Consider the following 21,103-nt stretch of genomic DNA (forward strand, 5'->3'; position numbering starts at 1 on the left):
GCTCCTTGAGGGAATCTGATTCCTTCAAGGAGCCCTTCACGGACTTCTGCCGGAGCAGGGAGCCGCGCGGCACCAGGCGGTCAGCGTTGGGACCTGCGGCGACGCGAGATCAGCAGCAGCGCGCCTCCGCCCGCGAGCAGGGCGATGGCCACGATTCCCACCGGGATCAGCACCACGCCGGTCCACGCCAGGGGCGGGTTCGGCGGCGGGGGCTGGACCGGCGGTGTCGGCGGGACTGTCGGCGGGGTCGGCGGCGTGGGCGGGGTCTTCGTGAGCGGCGTGGTCGTCTTGCAGCGCGGGTCGGCGGAGGCGTCGGGGCAGTTGGTGCCGGGCGTCGTCGAGGTAATGACGTTGCGCAGGCTCTGTCCGTCGCCGATCGGGGTCTTGACCTTCACGCTGTAGGTGACCGTCGCGGTCGCGCCGACTGGCAGGTCGCCGGTCCACGTCAACCGGGGCGCCGCATACGTCACCGAGCCGGTCGAGGCGGTCGCGTCGTTGTTGTAGGCCGCGTTGCCGAGGACGCCGGTCAGGTCGTCGGCGAAGGTCGCGTCCTTCAGCGCGGTCTGGCCGGTGTTCGTCGCGGTGACGGTGTAGGTGACCTGGTCACCCGCCTTGGCCTCGGTGACGCTCGCCTTCTTCGCCAGGATCAGCCCCGCGACCGGCGTCGTGGTCCCGCACCTCGGGTCCTTCGAGCCCGGCGGGCAGTTCGTGCCCGGGGTCTCCGACGTGACGACGTTCGCCAGCGTGTGATCGCCCTTGACGGGGTTGTTCACGGTGACGCTGTAGGTGACCGTCGCGGTCGCGCCGATCGGCACGTCACCGGTCCAGGTCAATCGCGGTTCGGCATAGGTCACCGAGCCGATCGAGGCCGAAGCGTCCTTGCCGTAGACGGCATCGTCGAGAACCTTCGAGAGATCGTCGGTGAACGTCGCTCCCGTTTGGACGGTCTGGCCGGTGTTCTTCACCGTGACCGTGTACGTGACCTTATCCCCGGGCTTGACGTCCTTCTTGTCCGCGACCTTCGTGATGTCCAAACCGGCGATGAGAGTCGTGGTGCCGCAGCGCGGATCCGTCGATCCCGGCGGGCAGTTCCCGCCCGGCGTGTCCGAGGTGACCACGTTCGCCAGCTTGAAATCACCCTTGACGGGGTTGTTCACGGTGACGCTGTAGGTAACCGTCGCCGTCGCGCCGACCGGCAAATCTCCGGTCCAGGTCAGCCGCGGAGCCGCATAGGTCACCGAGCCGATCGACGCCGACGCATCACCGTCATAAGCGGCATCGTCGAGGACCTTCGACAGGTCGTCGGTGAACGTCGCGCCGGGCAATGGGGTTTGGCCGGTGTTCGTCACGGTCACGGTGTAGGTGACCTTGTCGCCCGGCTTCGCGTCCTTCTTGTCCGCCACCTTGGCGATCGTGATGCCGGACACCGGCGTCGTCGTGCCACAGCGCGGGTCGGTCGATCCCGGCGGGCAGTTCCCGCCCGGAGTCTCCGACGTGACGACGTTCGTCAACTGGTGATCGCCCTTGACCGGGTTGTTCACCGTCACGCTGTAGGTGACCGTCGCCGTAGCACCGACCGGCAAATCTCCGGTCCACGTCAATCGAGGCTCCGCATAACTCACCGAGCCGATCGACGCCGAAGCATCGTTGCCATAAGCAGCGTCGTCGAGAACCTTCGAGAGATCGTCGGTGAACGTCGCTCCTGTTTGGACGGTCTGGCCGGTGTTCTTCACCGTCACCGTGTACGTGACCTTGTCCCCTGGCTTGACGTCCTTTTTGTCCGCGACCTTGGAGATATCCAACCCCGCAACCGGCGTCTTTGTGCCACAGCGCGGATCCGTCGAACCCGGCGGGCAATTCCCGCCCGGAGTCTCCGACGTGACGACGTTCGTCAACTGGTGATCGCCCTTGACCGGTTTGTTCACCGTCACGCTGTAGGTGACCGTCGCGATAGCACCGATCGGGAGGTCGCCGGTCCACGTCAACCGAGGCGCCGCATACGACACCGAGCCGATCGAAGCCGAAGCATCACCGTCATAAGCAGCGTCGTCGAGGACCTTCGAGAGATCGTCGGTGAAAGTCGCTCCTGTTTGGACAGTCTGACCGGTATTCCGCACCGTCACCGTATAAGTGACCTTATCCCCGGGCTTAGCGTCCTTCTTGTCCACGACCTTCGAGATGTCCAAGCCAGCAACCGGAGTCGACGTCCCGCACCGCGGATCCGTCGACCCTGGCGGGCAATTCGCGCCCGGAGTATCGGAAGTGACCACATTCGCCAACCGGTGATCGCCCTTGACCGGGTTCGCCACCGTGACGCTGTACGTCACCGTCACCGAAGCACCGACCGCGACATCGCCAGTCCACGTGAGCCGAGGCGCGGCGTAAGTCACCACACCGCCGGAGGCAGCCGCGTCGCCGTTGTAAGCGGCGTCGTCCAAGACCTTCGACAGGTCATCAGTGAAAGTCGCGCCGGACAACGGAGTCTGGCCCGTGTTCACCACAGTCACCGTGTACGTGACCTTGTCCCCTGGCTTCGCCGACGACTTGTCCGCCACCTTGCTGATCGCGATGCCGGACACCGGCGTCGTCGTCCCGCAGCGCGGATCCGCGGACCCCGGCGGGCAGTTCCCGCCCGGAGTCTCCGACGTGACGACGTTCGTCAGCCGGTGGTCGCCGCCAGCCGGATTGTGCACTGTGACGCTGTACGTGACCGTCGCCGACGCACCGATCGGGAGGTCGCCGGTCCAGGTCAACCGAGGCGCGGCATACGACACCGAGCCGGTCGAGGCCGAAGCATCGTTGCCATAGGCGGCATCGTCCAGCACCTTCGACAGGTCGTCGGTGAACGTCGCGCCGGGCAACGGGACCTGGCCGGTGTTGGTCACCTTCACCGTGTAAGTGACCTTGTCGCCCGGGTTCGCGGACTGCTTGTCCACCGACTTGGCGATCGTCAACCCCGGCAACGGCGTCAGGGTCGAGCACTTCGGATCCGTCGACCCGGGTTCGCAGTTGCCCGGCACCGGAGTGCTGACCGTATTGCGCAGCTGGTGGTCGCCGGAGATCGGGTTGTGCACCGTGACGCTGTACGTCACCGTCGCCGAAGCACCGACCGGCAGATCGCCCGTCCACGTCAAACGCGGTGCCGCGTAAGCCGTCGAGCCCACCGAGGCGGACGCGTCGTTGTTGTACGAGGCGTCGTCCAGCACCTGCGACAGGTCGTCGGTGAAGCTCGCATCCGGCAGCGGGACCTGGCCGGTGTTGGTCACCTTCACCGTGTAAGTGACCTTGTCGCCCGGGTTCGCGGTCTGCTTGTCCACCGACTTGGCGATCGTCAGTTCCTTGCCCGGCGTCGTGGTCGAGCACGACGGATCGGTGGAACCCGGCGGGCAGTTGGTGCCGGGCGTCGAGGACGTGACGACGTTGTGGAGCTTCTTGTCCCCGGGGTCCGGATTCTTCACCGTGACGCTATAGGTCACCGTCGCCGAACCGCCGATCGGCAGGTCGCCGGTCCACGTCAGTTTCGGTGCGGTGTAGGAGACCTGCGCAGCCGGGGTGGCGTCATTGTTGTAGACGGCGTCGTCCAGCACCTGCGACAGGTCATCGGTGAAAGTCGCGCCGGGCAACGGGGTTTGGCCGGTGTTGGTGACGGTGATCGTGTAGGTCACCTTGTCGCCGGGCACGACCTGGTCGCGGTCGGCGGACTTGGCGATCCGCATCCCGGACACCGGAGTCGTGGTGCCGCACCGGGGATCGGTGGACCCGGCCGCGCAGTTGCTGCCTGGCGTGGCGGAGGTGATCGTGTTGACGAGTTTATGGTCGCCGGGCACGGGATTCTTCACCGTGACGCTGTAGGTCACCGTTGCCGAACCGCCGACGGGGAGGTCGCCGGTCCAGGTCAGTTTCGGTGCGGCGTAGGAGACCTGCGCGGCGGGAGTGGCGTCGTTGTTGTAGACAGCGTCGTCCAGCACCTTCGACAGATCGTCAGTGAAAGTCGCGCCGGACAGCGGGGTTTGGCCGGTGTTGCGGACGGTCACGGTGTACCGGACCGGATCGCCGGGGTTGGCGCTGGTCTTGTCGACGGTCTTCGCGAACTCGATCCCGGACACCGGCGTCGTGGTCGAGCACGCCGGATCCGTCGAGCCCGCGACGCAGTTGCTGCCCGGCGTCGTGGAGGTGATCGTGTTGATCAGCTTATGATCGCCGGTAACGGGGTTTTTCACCGTGACGCTGTAGGTGATCGTCGCCGAAGCGCCCACCGGCAGATCACCGGTCCAGGTGAGCCGAGGCGCGGCGTAAGCAACCGAGCCCACTGAGGCAGACGCATCGCTGTTGTAGGCCGCGTCGTCGAGAACCTTCGAGAGGTCGTCGGTGAAAGTCGCGCCCGGCAAAGGAGTCTGGCCGGTGTTCGCGACGACGACCGTGTACGTCACCCGGTCGCCGGGATTCGCCGACTGCTTGTCGGCCTTCTTCTCGATCCGGATTCCCGACACTGGGGTCGTCGTCGAGCACGCCGGGTCGGTCGAACCCGCGGCGCAGTTGTTGCCCGGGGTGGTCGAGGTGACGGCGTTGACCAGCTTGTGGTCTCCGGTGTCGGGATTGTTGACCTTCACCGAATACGTCACCGTCGCGGTGCCGCCGACGGGCAGATCGCCGGTCCACGTCAGCCGCGGCGCCGCATAGCTCGCCGAGCCGACGGAAGCCGAAGCGTCACCGTTGTAGGTGGCATCGTCCAGAACCTTCGAGAGGTCGTCCGTGAAAGTCGCGCCGGACAACGGAGTTTGGCCGGTGTTCGCGACGGTCACGGTGTACTTGACGGTGTCGCCGGGTTTGGCGCTGGCCGGGTCCGCCGTCTTGCTGATCCGGATCCCGGACACCGGAGTCGTCGTGCCGCACCGAGGATCGGCCGACCCGGCCGCACAGTTGTTGCCTGGGGTCGTCGACGTGACGACGTTGGTCAGCTTGTGGTCGCCGGGATCGGGGTTCTTCACGGTGACGCTGTAGGTGATCGTCGCCGAGGCGCCGACGGCCAGGTCCCCTGTCCAGGTCAGTTTCGTTGCGGTGTAAGAGATCTGCGCGGCGGGAGCGGCGTCGTTGTTGTAGACGGCGTCGTCGAGGACCTTCGACAGGTCGTCGGTGAACGTCGCGCCGCGCGCGGCGACCTGGCCGGTGTTGCGGACCACCACGGTGTACTTCACCGTGTCGCCAGGATTCGCCGATGTCTTGTCCGCGGTCTTGGCAATCTCGATTTTCGTGCCGGGCACGACGGTCTCCGCGCAGGAAGCCGTGCCGTCGTCCGCGCACTGCCGGTCCGGCGGGACCGTCGGCGGCGGGCCTTCGGTCACCTTGGCGCGGTTGATCAGCGTGGCGCCGATGGTCGCGTCGTTGATCCGGGCGTGCACGGTCATGGTGACCCGGCTGCCCGGCGGGATCGCCGCGGTGCGCCATTGCAGCGGGCCGGTACCGGTGACGGTGCCGCTCGTGGTGTCCGCGCTGACGAAGGTCGTGCCGGGCGGGAGGGTGTCGGTGACCGTCGTGGGCGGCACCGGGAGGTTGCCGGTGTTGTCCAGGGTGACGGTGTAGGTCAACTGGTCGCCCGGCAGCGCATTCGCCTTGTCCACAACCTTGGTCAGCGTGTACTCCGGCACCGCGACCACGTTGCGGACGGTGTTGCTGGTCCGGCTCTGCTCGCGGCCGGTCTGCTTGCCCTGGAAGACCACCGACGCGGTGTTGTCGAGGCGGGTGCCGGGGGCGACCGTCGGCGAAACGGTCACGCGGAAGCCGACGTGCGTGCTCTGCCCCGGAGCCAGATCGGGCAGGGTGCAGGTGACGACTTGGCCGGACGCCGAACATCGCGGATTCGAACCGGCCACATAGGACACTCCGGCGGGCAACGTGTCGGTGACGACCACGCCGGTCGCGGTGTCGAGGTTCGTGGTGCTGCCGTCGGGGTTCCGGTTGGCGACGTCCAGCCCGTAGGAGATCTCGCCGCCGCGCCCGACCCAGCCCGGCGGGCGCTCCTGCAAGTTGCCCTCGGGGTCGTTGGTCTTGACGATCTGCAGGTTGGGCTCGTTGGCCTCGGCCATCAGCCAGACGGTCTGCGGGTAGAGCGCGTCCCCGGTGGTCCCGACCTTCAGCTGCGCCCGGTCCGCGCCGGCGGGCAGCTTGCCGGTGACGTCGACCGTGCGCGCGTCGTAGCCGAAGTTGTTGGCCGGGTTCGGCGTGCGGTCGGTGACGTTGCTGCCGGTGCCGGACGCGGTGACCCGGTCGATCCGGCTGCTGAACGCGTTGGTCGTGCTGGTGCCGCCGGGCGCGGGCAGGGTCAGGCGCTGCAGCGACGAGGCGTCCCGGCCGAATTCGAGGTAGTCGCCGGAGATGTTGGCGTCGCCGTCGCCGACCACGACCCCGAGGGTGGCGGCGGGTGCGTGGTCGGCCGGGGTGCGGATGCCGTTCAGGTCGATGTTCGTCGAGGTGGGGCTGCCGCCCGCGCGGACCCAGTCGAACCCGTCCCAGACCTGCAGGTAGCGCAGTGGTTCGGTGTCCAGCGCGTAGGCCACGACCAGCGACCAGCCGCCCCAGCAGCCGAGGTTGCTGACGTTGTTGGCCGAGTTGCCGCGGCACGCCTGGAGGTCGGCGACCGTGTAGGAGCCGCCGCCGGCCTGTTTGACCAGCCCGGTGACGTCTTTGACGCCCGCGTGCGCGGTGATCTGCGGGAATCCGCCGCCCAGGGCGTCGAACCAGTCGTAGGTGTCGGCGGTGAGGCGCTGGTAGGCGGCGGAGCCCGGGGCTTTGAACGCGACCTGGTTCGCGCGGGAGGGGTCGCCGGATTCGGCGTTCGAGGAGATCGGGTTGACCTGCCAGTACAGCCGCGCGGACAGCACGGTCGCCCCGGGCGGGATGGTCAGGTTCGCGCTCGAGGCGGTGTTGCCCGGGGCGGCCGGGTCGCTCTTGATCCAGTAGCCGTAGCTGGAGTTGTTGGCGGTCTCCCCGCAGGCCGTGGGGGTGGTGCCGCAGCTGACGACCGAGTTGGCCGCCATCGTGATCGCGCCGTGGGCGACTGTCGAGAAGGCCGGGTCGGGGCCGATTTTGCGCGGGGTGCCCAGGCCTCGGGGTTCGACCGCCCTGGGCTGCGGTGCGGCTGGTGCTGAGGTGGCTGGTGCCGAGCTGGCCGGCGCTGAGGTGGCCGGTGCTGAGCTGGGCGGCGTTGCGGCGGCGGGTGCTGGGCTGGTCGGTGCGGGGGCGGCCGAAGTGGACGGCGCCGGGCTTGCCGATGCCGCGCCGACCTGCGCCGAGGACGGGCTCGCCGGGCTGGCGCTGGGCGGCAAGGTCGCGCCCATCGCCGGTGCGGCGCTCGCGACGCCCACGGCGAAAATCACCGCGAGTGCCGCGGCGGCGCGCTTCCCGCGGGAGCGCATGAATCCGGAACGACGGGCCATCACAGAAGCTCCCACGGAGAAGGACGGAATTGTCGAGCTGCTTACCCGCGTTCATCGACACCAGGCAGGGGAATTCGTACCGCGCTCTCCCCCGTGGCGGGGAGTTCACGAGCAAGGAATCACCGCATAGGGGGACCCCAACCAGGTCAAACCCGCGTCCCGAACGAGGACGCGGCCGATTCCTTTCGCTACCCGTCACGCCCTGAAGGAGTGTTGCCATTCCCATCTTGGAACCGCGCCGGATCCGCGGGGCTGCGCCGCGAATTTTTCTCGCGAAAAGCCAGACGGAATCGACGGCCCGGTCGTGCCCGATGTCGAAAATCGGATCCGGCGGCCCGGCCGAGCGACGCCGAGCCGCCGGAGCGCGAACCGCACGCCGAGATTCAGCGGATCCCGACAACGCGGCGATCGTCGCCCGCCCGCCGCACGGTTCCGACCTCGGCGAACCCCACCCGCTCACAACACCAGCCGACCGCACCCCAACTCAACGAATCCCCACGACGATCCGATCATCCCCCACCTGCCACACTGCCCCAGCCTCGGCGAACCCGGCCTCCCGCAAAAAGGCCAGGTAATCATGCACAGACGGCCGATCAGTCACCTCGTGCGCAAACCCGCCAGCCCGCTCCGCGACCAACCCGGCCAGCTCCGGAGCCGCCTCGACGGCCTGCCACCAAGCCGCCCAGTCCTCGTCGCGCGCGACCCCGGCCCGAGCCGCGCGCCGCTGGGTCAGCGCGCGGTTCAGGGTGTCCAGCCGAGGTCCGGCATCGCCCTCATAGAGGTGGTCGCCGTTGACGAAGACCCCGCCAGGAGCAAGGACTTCGCCGCACACCGCCAGCAGATCACGCAGCGGCGGGCGGTTCATCCAATGCAGCGCGGTCGTGCTGACGAACGCGTCGGGCGCGCGGTCAAGCCCGAGCGCCTCGTACCACCCACGCTGACGCAGATCGGCCGTGACAGTGCGGAACCGAGCGCTGCCGCGGGCGAGATCGGCGAGACCGAGCAGCAGCGGATCAGCGTCCACCCCGACCACCCGCGCGCCGGGGAACCGCGCCACCAGCCGCGTCGCGAGCGAACCCGGACCGGTGCCCAGGTCGACGATCAGCGGGTCCGGGCGCGGGATCAGCTCGTCCAGCACATCGCCGAGCACCGCGAACCGTTCCTCGCGGTCGGGCATGTAGTGCTCTTGCTGCCGGTCCCAGCGGTCCAGCCAGTACCGGGCGCGGTCTTCGGTGAGGACGGTCATGCGGATCATTCCAGCACTTGGATGATCCGCGCGGCCGCGTCGGCCAGAACGTCCGGCTGCGTGGCGTAGTTCAGCCGTACGAACCCGGCACCGCTCGTCCCGTGGTCCGGCCCCGCGGTCACCGCGACACCGGCCTTCTCCCGCAGCAACTGCGCGGGATCGGCCAAGCCCAGCCGCCGCAGGTCCAGCCACGCCAGATAGGTCGCATCGGCTGGGTGATAGACCTCCGGCATGCCCGCGTCGGCGAACTGATCGGCCAACCGGCGACGGTTGGCGTCCAGGAAGGCGAGCGCGCGCTCCAGCCACGGCGCGCCGTGCTCGAACGCGGCGGCGGACGCGACCATCCCGAGCGGACTGATGCCACCGCTGGCCGCACCCGGCAGCCGGTCCCAGCGGACGACGTCGTCCGGATTGGTCAGCGCGACGAAACCGCAGCGCAGTCCGGCGATGTTCCACGCCTTCGAGGCGCTGAACAGCGTGACCGCTTGCCGCCGAGCCGCCTCGCTGACCGCGGCGTACGGCACGAAATCCACGCCGTAGCGCAGCGGCGCGTGCACCTCGTCGCTGATCACCCGGCCGCCGTGGCGTTCGGCTATCTCGGCGAGTTGCCGCAATTCGGCGGGCGAGAAGATCCGGCCGACCGGATTCGCCGGGTGGCACAGCAGGAGGCTCCCCGCACCGGCAGCGAAGGCGGCGTCGATGCGGTCGTAGTCGAGCCGATGGCCGCCCAGCAGCGGGACCTGCACCGCTTCCCGGTCAGCCAGCGAGATGGCGCCGAAGAAACTCCGGTACGTCGGCGTCGGCACGATCACCGCGGAGCCCAGCGCGGTGAACTCGCGCAGCGCGTTGGTGATGCCTTTCATCAACTCCGGCAGAAGCCGGATCTCGCCGGGATCGACGGGCAGCCCGTGCGTTTCGGTGAGCCACTTCGCGGTCGTTTCCGGCAGCCCCGACCGCGCGGCCGGAATGGGGTAGCCGAAGGTCTGCCGTTCGATCGCGTCGCGCAGCACCGTCAGGATCGGCTCGGCGATCGGCAGGTCCATTTCGGCGACGGTCAGGTCGAGCACGTCCGGCCCGTACACCGACCAGCGTTTCGTGCGCCGCTCGCGGGACTTCGCCAGGTCCCAGGCGAAGCCGGGGTCGTGCGTGTCGGTCATCTGGTTTCTTCTCCCTTTCACTGGGCGGGCAAAACTTGGGGCCGCGCCGAGGATTCTGTCTGTTCCGCGACCCGGTACCGCACGCCGGACCGGTGTGCGAGCCACCACGTGGCCGCGCTGACCACGCCCGCGGCAAGCGAGTCGTACGGCGCCGCGATCGTCCCGGTGCCTTTGAAGGAACCGAAAGCGGACAGCGCGCCGAGCACGAGCAGCCAGCCGATCAGCCAAACCCCTTGCAGCACCGGGGTATTCGAGCGGCCGGATCGGGTCGCGCGGCGGATCAGGTAGATGACGAACCCGACGAGCAGCAGCGGCAGCGCGATCCGCATCTTCGCCCAGCCGGACCAGTACAGGATCAGGCCGGACACCACAAAGGACGCCGCGCCGACCGGGGTCGCCCACCGGCCGAGCCAGCCTTCGCCGTCTTCGGTGCGGTACAGGATCGTCGCGGCGACCGACACCACGGCGTAGCTGAGGCCGTAGAAGAAGCTCAGTGAGCTGACAATCGACTCCCAGCTCCCGAAGCTGAGAATCACCGCCGCGCCGATCAGCGCGTTGAACGCGAGCGCCGCCCACGGCACGCCCCAGCGGCCGCTGACGCGGGTGAACAGGCGCGGCAGCAAGCCGTTCTGCGCGGCGCCGTAGGTGTAGCGGGCCTTGATCGAGGTGCCCATCAGCAGGCTGCCGGACGGCGAGAACACCGCGTCCGCGACCAGCACCGCGGACAGCCAGCCCATGCCGAGGAGACCGGCCAGCTGTGCGAGCGGCGACGTCAGGTTCATCCCGCGCCAGCCGGAACCGAGCAGCCCGGCCGGTGGCGTGTAGATCATCGCGACCTGCAATCCCAGGTACAGCAACACCGATCCGGCCAGGACGATCAGCGTCGCGCGCGGCACGGACTTGCGCGGGTCGCGGGCTTCGCCGGACATCACCGCCGCGCCGTTGATGCCGGTGAAGGCGTAGACCACGCCGCCGCCGACCACGGCCATCAGCGCCGACGAGATGCCGTACGGCGCGAAACCGCCGCCGAGTGCGTAGTTGTTCGAGTCGAAACCGCTGGCGAGCAACAGGATCACGGTGGCGGCCGGGACGATCAGCTTGACCGTGGTGACGACGTTGTTGAGCCGCGTGATGAAGACGACGCCGAAGAAGCTGGCCGAGCAGAACACCAGGAGCAGCGCCGCGGCGAAGAGCCGGCCTTCCCAGCTCAGCGTGTCCTCGCCGAGCAGTCCGGGCAGCCACCGGCCGAGATACTGCGCGACCGCAGTCGATTCGCTCGGCCCGGCGAACACCGCCTGCAGCAGGATCGCCCAGCTCACCGCGGTGCCGACCAGCGGCCCGGACGCCATCCGCGGCCAGCGGACGTTGCCGCCCGACATCGGGTTGCGGAACGCCAGGTCGATGAACACCAGGCAGACCAGCAGCGTCGCCCCGCCGCCGATCACCCAGGTCAGCAGGGCGGCGGGCCCGGCCTCGCGCGCGACGGTGTAGGGCGAGAGCAGCCACCCCGACCCGATCACGCTGGAAAATGTCAGCATCGCGAGCGAAGGCGTGCCCAGCGCCCGCCGCAACCGGTGGTCGGCCGCAGCGGAAACTGTCGCGGCGTCGTTGCCCGAAGTTCTGCTTGCCTCGTTCATCGGTCCACCGTGACGGACCGGCGAGCATTGCGGTAGCCGGACATTCGTTACGGCTGGCCTTAAGCTGAGGCTATGGCTCAAGTGCCCGTCGAAACGACCGACCTGGTGGTGCTCGACGCCGCCGCCCGGCTCGGCAGCTTCTCCGCCGCGGCCGCTGAGCTGCAGCTTTCCGCTCCGTCGGTGAGCAATCGGCTCGCCGCGGTGGAGCGCAGGCTCGGTGTCCAGCTGTTCGAGCGCGGCGCGCGGGGCAGCGTGCTGACCACGGCCGGTGCACAGCTCGCCGAGTACGCGCGACGCTGTCTGCGGCTGCTGGACGAGGCCGTCGCCGAGGTCGGCGCCGAACGGTCGCAACGGCTCGTGCTCGCCGCGCCGGCCAGCCTCGGTTCGTCGGTGTTCCCGCCGGTGCTGGCGGTGTTGGCGGGCCGGCCGGTCGCGGTGCACTGCCGGGTCGCGCACAGCGACGAGGTTCTGCAACGACTGCGAGACGGCAGCGCGCACGCCGGTTTCCTGCTGTCGCGACCGCCTGGGGACGACCTCCGTTCAGTCCGGATCGGACGGTCCGGCATCGTCGCGGTCTGCCGTCCCGACCATCCGCTGGCGGCGCGGTCCCGGCTGCGGTTCGGCGATCTCGCCGACAGCCCGGTGCTCGTCTACCGCTGGGGCGTCGGCGCGGAATCGCTCGCCGCGGCGTTCGAACACCCGGAACGGCCCGCGGACCGGCCGGTGCACACGATCGGCCTGCCGGGGACCGCGCTGCACCTCGCCGAGGACGACGATTATGTCGCGGTGGTCCCGCATTTCGCCGCGGCGCGGGCGATCGAGCGGGGCACGGTGCGGCGGTTGCCGCTCTCGCTCGGCGAGTGGAAGGTGGAGGTCCGGTTCGCGCATCCGGCCGCGTCCGCGAGTCGTCCTGGGGTGGCTGAGTTGCTGGATAATGTCGGAGGCCTCCGGGAAGCACTGGCGTTGGACTGAGGCGTTTTCTGGTTGACTCGAAGACATGACTGTCGAAGTTCCCGGTCCGTCGCCCGCGGAACTGGCCGGATATGTGCGGGTGGCGCGTGATCACCGCGAGCACGAGCGCTACCACTCGGTGCTCAAGCTCGAGGAGGCCGCCGCCTGGCGGCGCGATTCCAACGCCTTGAAGCTGCTGGCCGCCCGGTGGTCGGACAGTCCGGCCCCCGAGCGGCTCGATCCCGCGCACGGGGCCGTCGGATGTGTCGACCTCAACGACCCGGCGGTGGTCGCGACGACCGGCATCCTTTTCCTGGAAGGCGACTCCGAGCCCGCGGAACTCATCGCCCTGCGAGGCCGGTTCGAGCAGGCCGCCGAGCGGTACCAGCGGCTGTCCGGATGGCTGGGCGAGCACATGGCGGCGGAATGGCCGCGGCTGCGCACCCTGCTGACCCCGGCGCTCGTCGAAGCCGCCCGTCCCCGTTTTCGGGCGCTCACGCGCACCACTGAAGCGGCCAACGCCTACAGCCTCGTCGCCCGGCTGCTCGACTCCGCCGTCCACACGCTCAACGCCCAGGACCTCACTCCCGAGGGCGTCCGCCGCGCTCCCGCGGCCGCGGCGAGCATGGTGCTGACCGCGTCCTGGTTCCTCGATTCCGCGGCTTCGTCCCTCGCCGAAGCCGGTGCGCATCTCGGCTTGTCCGATCCGGATTGGAGCAGCTTCATCGCACTCGCCGAGACCTCTGGTTCACTCGAAACATGACTTTCGGCGTTCCCCGACCGGACAAAATCGACTACTACGCCCAAGTCGCCGAAGCCGGGCGCGATTACAAACGGCAAGTGCTGGCCGCGCTCGACCTGCGGCCCGGCCTGACCGTGCTGGACGTCGGCTGCGGTCCCGGCACCGATCTGCCCGCCATGGCCGAAGCGGTGGGTTCGTCGGGCGCGGTCCTGGGCGTCGACACGGAACCCGGGATGGTCGAGGAGGCGGGGCGGCGGGTCTCGGGGACGCCGCATATCTCGGTCCGGCTGGGCGACGCGCACGCGCTGCCGCTGGCCGAGTCGAGCGTCGACCGGGTGCGGGCGGACCGGATGGTGCAGCACGTCGCCGATCCCGCCGCGGTTTTCGGTGAGCTGCACCGGGTTCTGCGACCCGGCGGGCTGGCCTGTGTGGCCGAGCCGGATTGGGACAGTCTGGTGGTCGATCCCGGGGAGCTGTCGACGAACCGCGCGTTCAACCGGTTTGTGTGCTCGACGATGGTCCGGAACGCGACCGTCGGCCGTTCCTTGCCACGGTTGGCTTTAGGAGCGGGATTCGAGGTGCTCGACGTTTCGGTTGCCGCACCGGTGTTCCGCGATTTCGAGGCAGCGGACAAGATTCTCGGGCTGAGCCGCAACACCGAACGCGCGGTGCGTGCGGGTCAGCTGGACCGGGCAGCCGGGGATCAGTGGCTGGCAGCGCTGGCCGCGGGGCCGTTTTTGGCTTCGAGCATGGTGTTCATCGGGGTTTTCGCTAAGCCTGCCGCTTGACCATCTCCGCGATCCACACCGGCGCGTACGGCGAGGTGCAGTTCGGCGGCGTCGGGTAGTCCTTGAGCACTCCCAGCCGCTCCCCGATGCCGATCGCACGGGCGCGCAGGCCGGGGTTCTCGATGCCGATCTGCGCGAGACAGTGGTTCATCGCCCACTGCAACCGCTCCGGGGCGGCTTTCATCTCGGTTTCGATGACGTCGAGGAGCCCGGGAAGGTCCAGCCCGCCGGGCTTCTTGGCGACCCGGTCGACGGTCAGCGCCCAGCCCGCGCTCGCCACCACCGGGTCGGGGTCGTCGAACCAGGCCACGCGGAGTTCCTCGGCGCAGCGGCTTTTCTTGACGATGTTCGCGAGGAGCCAGTCCTGGACCTTGGGTTTGCCCGCCTCGCGCAGCATGGCGTCGAGTTCGTCGCGGTCGAACTGCTTCGGCCTGGCGACGAGGAGGGCGAGCAGGCGGGCGTTGGTGTCGCCGGTCCGCCAGAGTTCGCGGGCGAGGTCGGGCTGGGCTTTGAGTTCTTTCGCGAGGGCACGGAGTTTGCCGAGGTTGACGCTGTGGTCGTCGCCGTGGTTCTCGTTGACGGCTCGGATTTTGGGGTCGTCAAGCTCCGCCACGCGGGCGAGGACCCCGGAGAGGGTTGCGTCGGCCACGGGAACCTCCCTGCTCGGGTGCGGACGGAGTCGAGGCTACGGCAAGAGCAACGCGCGGCGCGGTAACGCCCGCAGGTCGTGGGGCGTCTTTCTGACATGACCCGGACCCGCCTCGCTCTGGCCGCCATCGCGCTGGTCTCGGTGCTGGCGGGGTGCGCCGTGGATCCGCCTGCCCAGCGCGCCGTCACGGCGCCGGCGCCGACGAGCCAGCCCAGCCCGGAACCCGCTCCGGCCACGACGGCTGCCCCGGCCACGTCGACGCCGGATACCTCAACCCCGGCCAAGGCAACCAGCGCGCCGAAGACCACGACGCCGAAAGCCAAGCGACGCGACCCCGCGACCAGCCCGGGGTGCGGCCAGCGGGCAGTCGACGCGGGCAAGTTCAACCCTCGCTGCAAGGAGTACCAGGGTTATCTCGACCCCGGCGGCCCCGGCCGTCCGAAGACCTCCGGCGAGATCCAGCGCGAATGGGCCTGTCGGCAGGGCTACCTGCCCAAGTCGGAGTGCTGATCCCCGGCGAGAAACTCCTCCGGAGCGGGAATCGGCACCCGCACCCAGTTGTCCACTCGGGTGAACGTCGCGCCTCCCATCCGGCCCACTGGGTGATAAACGTCCTGGTCCAGCCGTCCGTCCGCGCGGAGCAGCCGGTCGTCCACCGCCACCCCGACCACCTCGCCGAACACCAAATGCGAGCCCCTGAATTCCTCGATCTTCACCAGCGTGCACTCCAGGCTCGGACCCGCCCCGGCGGGGTGCGGGACGGCGATCCGCACCCCGGACGCCCACGACAGACCGACCTGCGCCGCCTCGTCCACTGATGAGTCCACTGTGGACGCAGTGTGCGCGACCAGTTCTTCCTGGCCGCTCAGCGCGATCGTGATCGCGAACTCGCCGTGCGCCGAGATGTTGGTCAGAGTGTCCTTCGGCGTATCCGAAATCGAGAAGACCACCGTCGGCGGGTCCATCGTCAGCGGGGCGAAGTAGCTGAACGGCGCGAGATTCCGCACACCCGCGCTGTCCACCGTGCTCACCCACGCGATCGGGCGCGGGACGACGGCGTTCTTCACCATCCACACGAAAGCGCCGCGATCGGCGTCGGTATTGCTGCTGTACACGAACCCTCACCCTGCCACTACACGTCCTCCGAGCACGGTCAATTCCGACCGTACGCTCAGCAACTCCTCGTCCGCAGCGGTGACCGGATCGTGGGCGAAAACCGCGAGGTCGGCGAGGGAGCCGACGCTGAGCGTGCCCTTGAAACTCTCCGCGTGTTCGAGCCAGGCTGGGCCGGTCGTCCACAGCCGGAGCGCTTCCTCCCTGGTCAGCGGGTTGGCCACGAGAGAGTACGCGTTCGGCCCGGGTGAGCCGGTGAAGGTCGCGACGCCGCGGCGCCAGTCCGGGACGGTCACCGGTGCGTCCGAGCTGTCGGCGACCACTACGCCGTGGTCCAGCAAAGCTCGCGCGGGGAAAGCGTCGGCCCACCGGGACTCGCCCAGTACGCGGACCATCGACGGGCCGCTGTAGGTCCGCATCAGCGAGCTGGTGATCACGCCGATTCCGGAGCGCGCCAGGCGGGAAAGCACCGCATCGGACAAGAAGGTGCCGTGGATCAGGGCGTGTCGTGCCTCCGGCCACGGGTCAGCCGCCTGAGCCGCTTCGATCGCGTCGACTACCGCGTCCGCGGCCCGGTCTCCGGTCACGTGGACCTGCACCCTTACCCGGCGCACGTGGGCGACCAGGATCAGTTCGTGCAGTTCCCGCACTCGCGCGGCGTCGTCGGGGCCGAAGGTCACCAGGCTTCCGTGCTCGCCCGACGGGTACGGCGAGTGCATCCACGCGGTGCAGTGCGTCGGCACTCCGTCGGCGAACAGTTTGATGCCGCCGATCCGCAGCAGGTCGTCACCGACGGCGAAGTCCGTCTCGTCCAGCAGTTGCGCCAGCGAGGCGGCGGACGTCGTCGGCGACGGCCAATTCCAGTGCAGCAGTGCGGTGATCCGCATCCGCAGGCGGCCGGCGGCGTGCAGGTCCCGGTAGTCCTGCCACAGCTCAGGCGGGACGATCGGGTCGGTCACGCTGGTCATCCCGAGGGCGTTCAGCCGCTCCATGCCGCGCACGATCGCGTCCAGCCGGGCGGAACGGCTCGGCTGCGGCACCAGCGAGGCGACCAGTTCCTGCGCGCTCTCCACCAGTATCCCGGTCGGCTCGCCGGAGGAGTCCCGCACGATCTCCCCGGCTTCCGGATCCGGCGTCGACGCGGTGATTCCTGCCCGCTGAAGCGCCGCGCTGTTCGCCCACACCTCGTGTGACGACGCGTGGTGCAACACCGTCGGCTGTGCACCGGTCACGCTGTCGAGCCAGGCGCGGGTCGGCACCGCACGGCCGTCCGCGAACTCGGCGATCGTCGTTTCCCGCCAGCCTCGGCCGACGATCCACTCCCCCGGCGGCGCGTCGGCCAGCGCAAGAGCCACTGAGTCCAAAGAAGAGGCAGCGGAAAGGTCCACACAGAACTCCGGACCGGCGGCGGCATGGAAGGCCAGGTGCAGATGGGCGTCGTTCAGTCCGGGAAGGACGGTCCGGCCCGCCAGCTCGACGACCCGCGCGTCCGGCGAAGCCGCGGCGGAAACCGTCTTGTCGTCGCCGACCGCAGCGATCCGGCCGTCCGACACCAGCACTGCGGAAGCGGTCCCGACGACCGGATCGAAAGTCCGGACCACTCCGCCGCGCAGCAGCAATTCCTCGGTCATACCGCCGCCAGTTCCGGAACGCCGCCGCTCGGCACCACGGCCTGATGCTCCGGATGCCAGGCCACGATCACCTCGTCCCCCGGCCGGTGCTCGTGCGCGACCCCGGCCGACACCACGGCACAACCGCGCGCACCGTCGGAGTACCGCAACCAGATCCGCGTGTGATCACCGACGTACACGATGTCAGTCACCTGCGCGCTCGCCCGCTGGTGTCCACTTGGGACGGGATCAGCGGAAGTATGGAGCGTCAACCGTTCCGGCCGCACGATCGTCACCTCCCCTGGCGTCAGCGACAACGCGTTGGACTCGCCGATGAACTGCGCGACGAACAACGTCTCCGGCCGCTCGTACAATTCCTCCGGTGTGCCGACCTGCTCGATCCGGCCGTCGTTGAACACCGCAATACGGTCTGACAACGTGAGCGCCTCCTGCTGATCATGCGTCACGAAGAGGAACGTCATCCCCAATTCCCGATGCATCCGCGCGATTTCTCGCTGCAACTGATCGCGGAGCTTCTTGTCCAACGCACCCAGCGGCTCGTCCATCAGCAACGCACGCGGTTCGTACACCACTGCACGCGCGAGAGCGACGCGCTGCTGCTGGCCGCCGGAAAGCTGGCGCGGCAACCGATCCCGCACCGCCGACAACCCGACCAACTCCAGCACCTCGTCCACCCGACGCGAGATCTCGGCCTTCGGCACCTTGCGCTGCGTCAGTCCAAAAGCGACATTGCGCGCCACCGACATGTGCGGGAACAGCGCGTACTGCTGGAAAACCACGCCGAGGTTCCGCCGGTGCGGTTTGAGCCGCGAGATCTCGTGACCGTCCACCGTGATCGAACCCGCCGTCAGCGGCGTGAACCCGGCGATCATCGACAGCATCGTCGTCTTGCCCGAACCGGACGGGCCGAGGAAGGTCATGAACTCGCCGTCGGCGATGTGCAGCGAGACGTCGTCGACGGCGGGCCGGTCGACGCCGGGGTACGCCTTCGTCACATGGGCGGTCGCGATTCCTTCAGTCATGATTGCTCTTTTCGGCGCAAAACGGCGGGGACGAACAGCAGAATGGTGGTGAACACGACGATCAGGCTCGACGCGGCGGCGATCGTCGGGTCGATTTCCAGCACGATCGATTCGTACATCTTCACCGGCAGCGTCTTGATCGCGGGCGTCTGCAGGAACAAGGCGACCACAACCTCGTCAAAGGACGTGGCGAAGGCGAACACGAAGCCGGACAGCACCCCGGGCGCGATGATCGGGAGCACGACCTTGCGCAGGGTCGCGAACCGGGGAGCGCCGAGGCTGGCCGCGGCTTTCTCCATGATCGGGTCGTACCCGGCGAGGCTGGTCCGCACCGACGTGAGCACGAACGGCAGTCCCAGCACCGCGTGCGCCAGCACGAAACCGAGCATCGTGCCGTTCAGCTGCCAGCGCAGGAAAACCCCGTAGATCGCGACCGCGACGACGATGCCGGGCAGGATCATCGGAGCCATCAGCAGCTGCCGGACGACTCCGCGGCCCCGGCGCATCCGGTCGAGCGCGAGCGCGGCCGCCACGCCGAGCACGGTCGCCAGCGCCGCCGCGAGCACCCCGACCTGGACCGAGTTCGCCAGCGCGGCCAGCCATTGCTTGCTGGTGAAGAACTCCGCGTACCAGTGCCACGACCAGTCCTTCGGCGGGAACTCGAACGTCGAGCCCGCGCCGAAACTCATCGGGATCACCACGAGCGTCGGCGCGACGAGCACGAACGCGACGAGGACGACCCATACGCGCAGGCCCCAGCCGAGGCTCCGCTGCCGCACCGCGGCCGCCCTGCTGATGGACGGATTGTCAGCCACGGCCGGCACCTCCCGCCGCACTGGTGCCCAGCGGCGCGGCCACGCGGCCGAGCACGGCGAGCACCACGAGCGTGACGACCAGCAGGATCGTCCCGAGCGCACCGGCGCCCGCGAAGTCCAGCAGGTCGTTGACCTGGGTGCCGATCACCTGCGCGACGAGCGCCTGCTGCGGCGTGCCGAGCAGCGCCGGGGTGATGTAGAAGCCCAGCGACATGATGAACACCACCGAAACCCCGGCCAGCACGCCCGGCATCGACAGCGGCACGTACACCCGCAGGAACGCCACCGGACGCCGCGCGCCGAGGCTGCCCGCCGCGTGCAGCAGGCTGCGGTCGATGCCGAGCATCGAACTTTGCAGCGGCAGCACCATGAACGGCAGCATCACCTGCACCATCGCGACCGTCACGCCGGCCACCGAACCCAGCAGCACCACCCCGTCGACGCCGATCGCCGACAGCGCCTTCTCGATGACGCCGCCGCGCTGTTCGAGCACGTACCAGGCGAAGTTGCGCGCCATCAGGCTGGTCCAGAACGGCATCAGGACCAGCAGCGTCAGCACCGCCCGGGCGCGACGGCCGACGAGCGTCATCGCGTAGGCGTAGGGATACGCGATGACGAGCGTGGCCGCGGTGATGATCAGCGCGGTCCGCAAAGTCCGCAGCAGCACGCGGATCTGCACCTCGTCGCCGAGCACCGCCAGGTAATTGCCCACGCCGAACGACGGCTCGGTGAAGCTGCGCCACAAAATCACGGCGAGCGGGCAGAAGAAGAACACCAGCACCACCGCCGCCGCGGGAAGCAGCAGCCACGAAGTCCGCCGTTTTTCGCGACCGGCCTGCGGCAAAGCCGGGGGCCGGGTCGCCACGGCGGTCATCCGGTCGTCCAATCCGACCACGCCTTCACCAGCGCGGGCCGGTTCGCCGCCCAATAACGCACGTTGCTGAGCACTCGCAAGTCCTCCTTGCCCTCGCCCCAGATGTCGAGCTGGCGGCCGATCTCCGAGCGGGCGGCGGGGGCGGCCGTGTTGGCCGGTCCCACGCCAGCCCGCGCGGCGAAGTCCGCCGCTTGCGCCGGTTGCGAGGCGAAGCGGATGAGCTTCTTCGCCTCCTCGGCGCGTGCCGTCCCCTTCGGCACCACGAGTACGTCCCAGGTCACCGGCACCGGGATGCCCGGCACCACCTTCCAGTTCGTCGCCCCGGCCTTGAGCAGCGAAAACGCCCGCGCGCTGACGATCAGCGCCATGTCCGCCTGCCCGCCGGCCATCCGTTGCTGCTGGTCGCCGTATGTGCTGGTGATGGACAGCTGCGGCCGGATCCGGTCGTACATCCGCAGCGCGCGGCGCATGTCGAGCGGATACAGCTTGTCGCGCGGCACGCCGTCAGCCAGCAACGCGGCCTCGATGGTGCCGACGCTCGGGTCGCCGCCGTAGATGATGCGGCGGCCGGGGAACTGCTTCGGGTCGAAGAAATCCGCGAGTTTCGTCGGCGGATGCTGGCCGTAGACCTTGGAGTTGTACATCAGCATCATGCCGAAAAAGGCGTCCGGCACCCCGCAATCGGTGAGCGAGCCCTCCGGGAACCCGGCGGCCTGCGGGCCCATGTCGACGGGTTCGAGCAGGCTCCCGCACACCGCGGCGGCAGCGGACGCGTCGGTGTCGACGACGTCCCAGGTCACCTTCCCCGCCTCGACCATCGCCTTGAGCTTGGCGTTGCTCGACGGGCCGTCGATGGTGACCGTGGTCCCGGTCTGCTTCTCGTACGGGTCCAGCCACGCGGCGCGCTGGCCCGCCTGGTACGCGCCCTGGCCGTAGGAGGCGAACACGAGCGAGTTCGGGCCGCCCTCGGAAATCGCGCAGCCGGCAGTGGTGAGCAGAAGCGCGGCGGACAGCAGCGTCGGTATCCGGCGTCCCATGGCTCCTC

Annotated in this window: 16 protein-coding genes; 5 read left to right on the forward strand and 11 right to left on the reverse strand. The window is 69.0% G+C overall.

Annotation, left to right across the window (positions count from 1 at the left end; translation table 11 throughout):
• Positions 1-80 precede the first annotated feature (80 nt).
• Complete coding sequence (locus ABZX37_RS38045) at positions 81-7,034, reverse strand: hypothetical protein (RefSeq protein ID WP_354748015.1); 6,954 nt, start codon at positions 7,032-7,034, stop codon at positions 81-83.
• On the opposite strand from ABZX37_RS38045, the gene ABZX37_RS38050 reads away from it, so the two are divergent.
• The gene (locus ABZX37_RS38050) at positions 7,003-7,563 is read left to right on the forward strand and encodes a hypothetical protein (RefSeq protein ID WP_354748017.1); all 561 of its coding nucleotides are present in this window, start codon (positions 7,003-7,005) and stop codon (positions 7,561-7,563) included. The two genes, ABZX37_RS38045 and ABZX37_RS38050, sit on opposite strands and share 32 nt — an antisense overlap.
• 354 nt (positions 7,564-7,917) lie before the next feature.
• Here the strand turns inward: ABZX37_RS38050 and ABZX37_RS38055 are convergent, their stop codons facing one another.
• The 3 genes from ABZX37_RS38055 to ABZX37_RS38065 are packed head-to-tail and all read right to left on the reverse strand — an operon-like array spanning position 7,918 to position 11,473.
• Positions 7,918-8,679 (reverse strand): class I SAM-dependent methyltransferase, encoded by a 762-nt coding sequence (locus ABZX37_RS38055; protein WP_354748019.1) that lies wholly within the window; start codon positions 8,677-8,679, stop codon positions 7,918-7,920.
• A gap of 5 nt (positions 8,680-8,684) precedes the next feature.
• The gene (locus tag ABZX37_RS38060; protein ID WP_354748021.1) at positions 8,685-9,836 is read right to left on the reverse strand and encodes an aminotransferase class I/II-fold pyridoxal phosphate-dependent enzyme; all 1,152 of its coding nucleotides are present in this window, start codon (positions 9,834-9,836) and stop codon (positions 8,685-8,687) included.
• Positions 9,837-9,853: 17 nt separating this feature from the next.
• Positions 9,854-11,473 (reverse strand): APC family permease, encoded by a 1,620-nt coding sequence (locus tag ABZX37_RS38065; RefSeq protein WP_354748023.1) that lies wholly within the window; start codon positions 11,471-11,473, stop codon positions 9,854-9,856.
• Positions 11,474-11,545: 72 nt separating this feature from the next.
• On the opposite strand from ABZX37_RS38065, the gene ABZX37_RS38070 reads away from it, so the two are divergent.
• Genes ABZX37_RS38070 through ABZX37_RS38080 form a run of 3 tightly spaced genes read left to right on the forward strand, consistent with a single transcriptional unit; the run spans position 11,546 to position 13,954 of the window.
• Positions 11,546-12,445 (forward strand): LysR family transcriptional regulator, encoded by a 900-nt coding sequence (locus ABZX37_RS38070; protein ID WP_354748025.1) that lies wholly within the window; start codon positions 11,546-11,548, stop codon positions 12,443-12,445.
• Positions 12,446-12,470: 25 nt separating this feature from the next.
• Entirely contained in the window at positions 12,471-13,187 is a 717-nt protein-coding gene (locus ABZX37_RS38075; protein WP_354748026.1) for a hypothetical protein, read from the forward strand.
• Positions 13,184-13,954: a methyltransferase domain-containing protein gene (locus ABZX37_RS38080; protein ID WP_354748028.1), complete on the forward strand. Its 771-nt coding sequence runs from the start codon at positions 13,184-13,186 to the stop codon at positions 13,952-13,954. The genes ABZX37_RS38075 and ABZX37_RS38080 overlap by 4 nt, the downstream gene beginning before the upstream one ends.
• On the opposite strand, the gene ABZX37_RS38085 is transcribed toward ABZX37_RS38080, so the two are convergent.
• Entirely contained in the window at positions 13,938-14,603 is a 666-nt protein-coding gene (locus ABZX37_RS38085; RefSeq protein ID WP_354748030.1) for a DNA alkylation repair protein, read from the reverse strand. The genes ABZX37_RS38080 and ABZX37_RS38085 overlap by 17 nt on opposite strands.
• A gap of 96 nt (positions 14,604-14,699) precedes the next feature.
• On the opposite strand from ABZX37_RS38085, the gene ABZX37_RS38090 reads away from it, so the two are divergent.
• Entirely contained in the window at positions 14,700-15,113 is a 414-nt protein-coding gene (locus ABZX37_RS38090; RefSeq protein ID WP_354748032.1) for a hypothetical protein, read from the forward strand.
• Here ABZX37_RS38090 and ABZX37_RS38095 read toward each other — a convergent pair.
• Genes ABZX37_RS38095 through ABZX37_RS38120 form a run of 6 tightly spaced genes read right to left on the reverse strand, consistent with a single transcriptional unit; the run spans position 15,089 to position 21,095 of the window.
• Positions 15,089-15,718 carry a flavin reductase family protein gene (locus ABZX37_RS38095; protein ID WP_354748034.1) on the reverse strand — a complete coding sequence of 210 codons (630 nt, stop codon included), beginning with the start codon at positions 15,716-15,718 and terminating at the stop codon, positions 15,089-15,091. The two genes, ABZX37_RS38090 and ABZX37_RS38095, sit on opposite strands and share 25 nt — an antisense overlap.
• A gap of 6 nt (positions 15,719-15,724) precedes the next feature.
• Positions 15,725-17,347, reverse strand: coding sequence for an amidohydrolase (locus tag ABZX37_RS38100; RefSeq protein WP_354748036.1), 1,623 nt, complete (start codon positions 17,345-17,347; stop codon positions 15,725-15,727).
• Entirely contained in the window at positions 17,344-18,369 is a 1,026-nt protein-coding gene (locus ABZX37_RS38105) for an ABC transporter ATP-binding protein (RefSeq protein WP_354748037.1), read from the reverse strand. Before ABZX37_RS38105 ends, ABZX37_RS38100 begins: the two co-directional genes overlap by 4 nt.
• Positions 18,366-19,184 carry an ABC transporter permease gene (locus ABZX37_RS38110; RefSeq protein ID WP_354748039.1) on the reverse strand — a complete coding sequence of 273 codons (819 nt, stop codon included), beginning with the start codon at positions 19,182-19,184 and terminating at the stop codon, positions 18,366-18,368. Before ABZX37_RS38110 ends, ABZX37_RS38105 begins: the two co-directional genes overlap by 4 nt.
• Positions 19,177-20,079: an ABC transporter permease gene (locus tag ABZX37_RS38115; RefSeq protein WP_354748041.1), complete on the reverse strand. Its 903-nt coding sequence runs from the start codon at positions 20,077-20,079 to the stop codon at positions 19,177-19,179. The genes ABZX37_RS38110 and ABZX37_RS38115 overlap by 8 nt, the downstream gene beginning before the upstream one ends.
• Positions 20,055-21,095 (reverse strand): extracellular solute-binding protein, encoded by a 1,041-nt coding sequence (locus ABZX37_RS38120; RefSeq protein ID WP_354748043.1) that lies wholly within the window; start codon positions 21,093-21,095, stop codon positions 20,055-20,057. Before ABZX37_RS38120 ends, ABZX37_RS38115 begins: the two co-directional genes overlap by 25 nt.
• Positions 21,096-21,103: the final 8 nt, after the last annotated feature.

This window comes from Amycolatopsis sp. NPDC004079 (assembly GCF_040610415.1).
Taxonomy (GTDB): domain Bacteria; phylum Actinomycetota; class Actinomycetes; order Mycobacteriales; family Pseudonocardiaceae; genus Amycolatopsis; species Amycolatopsis halotolerans.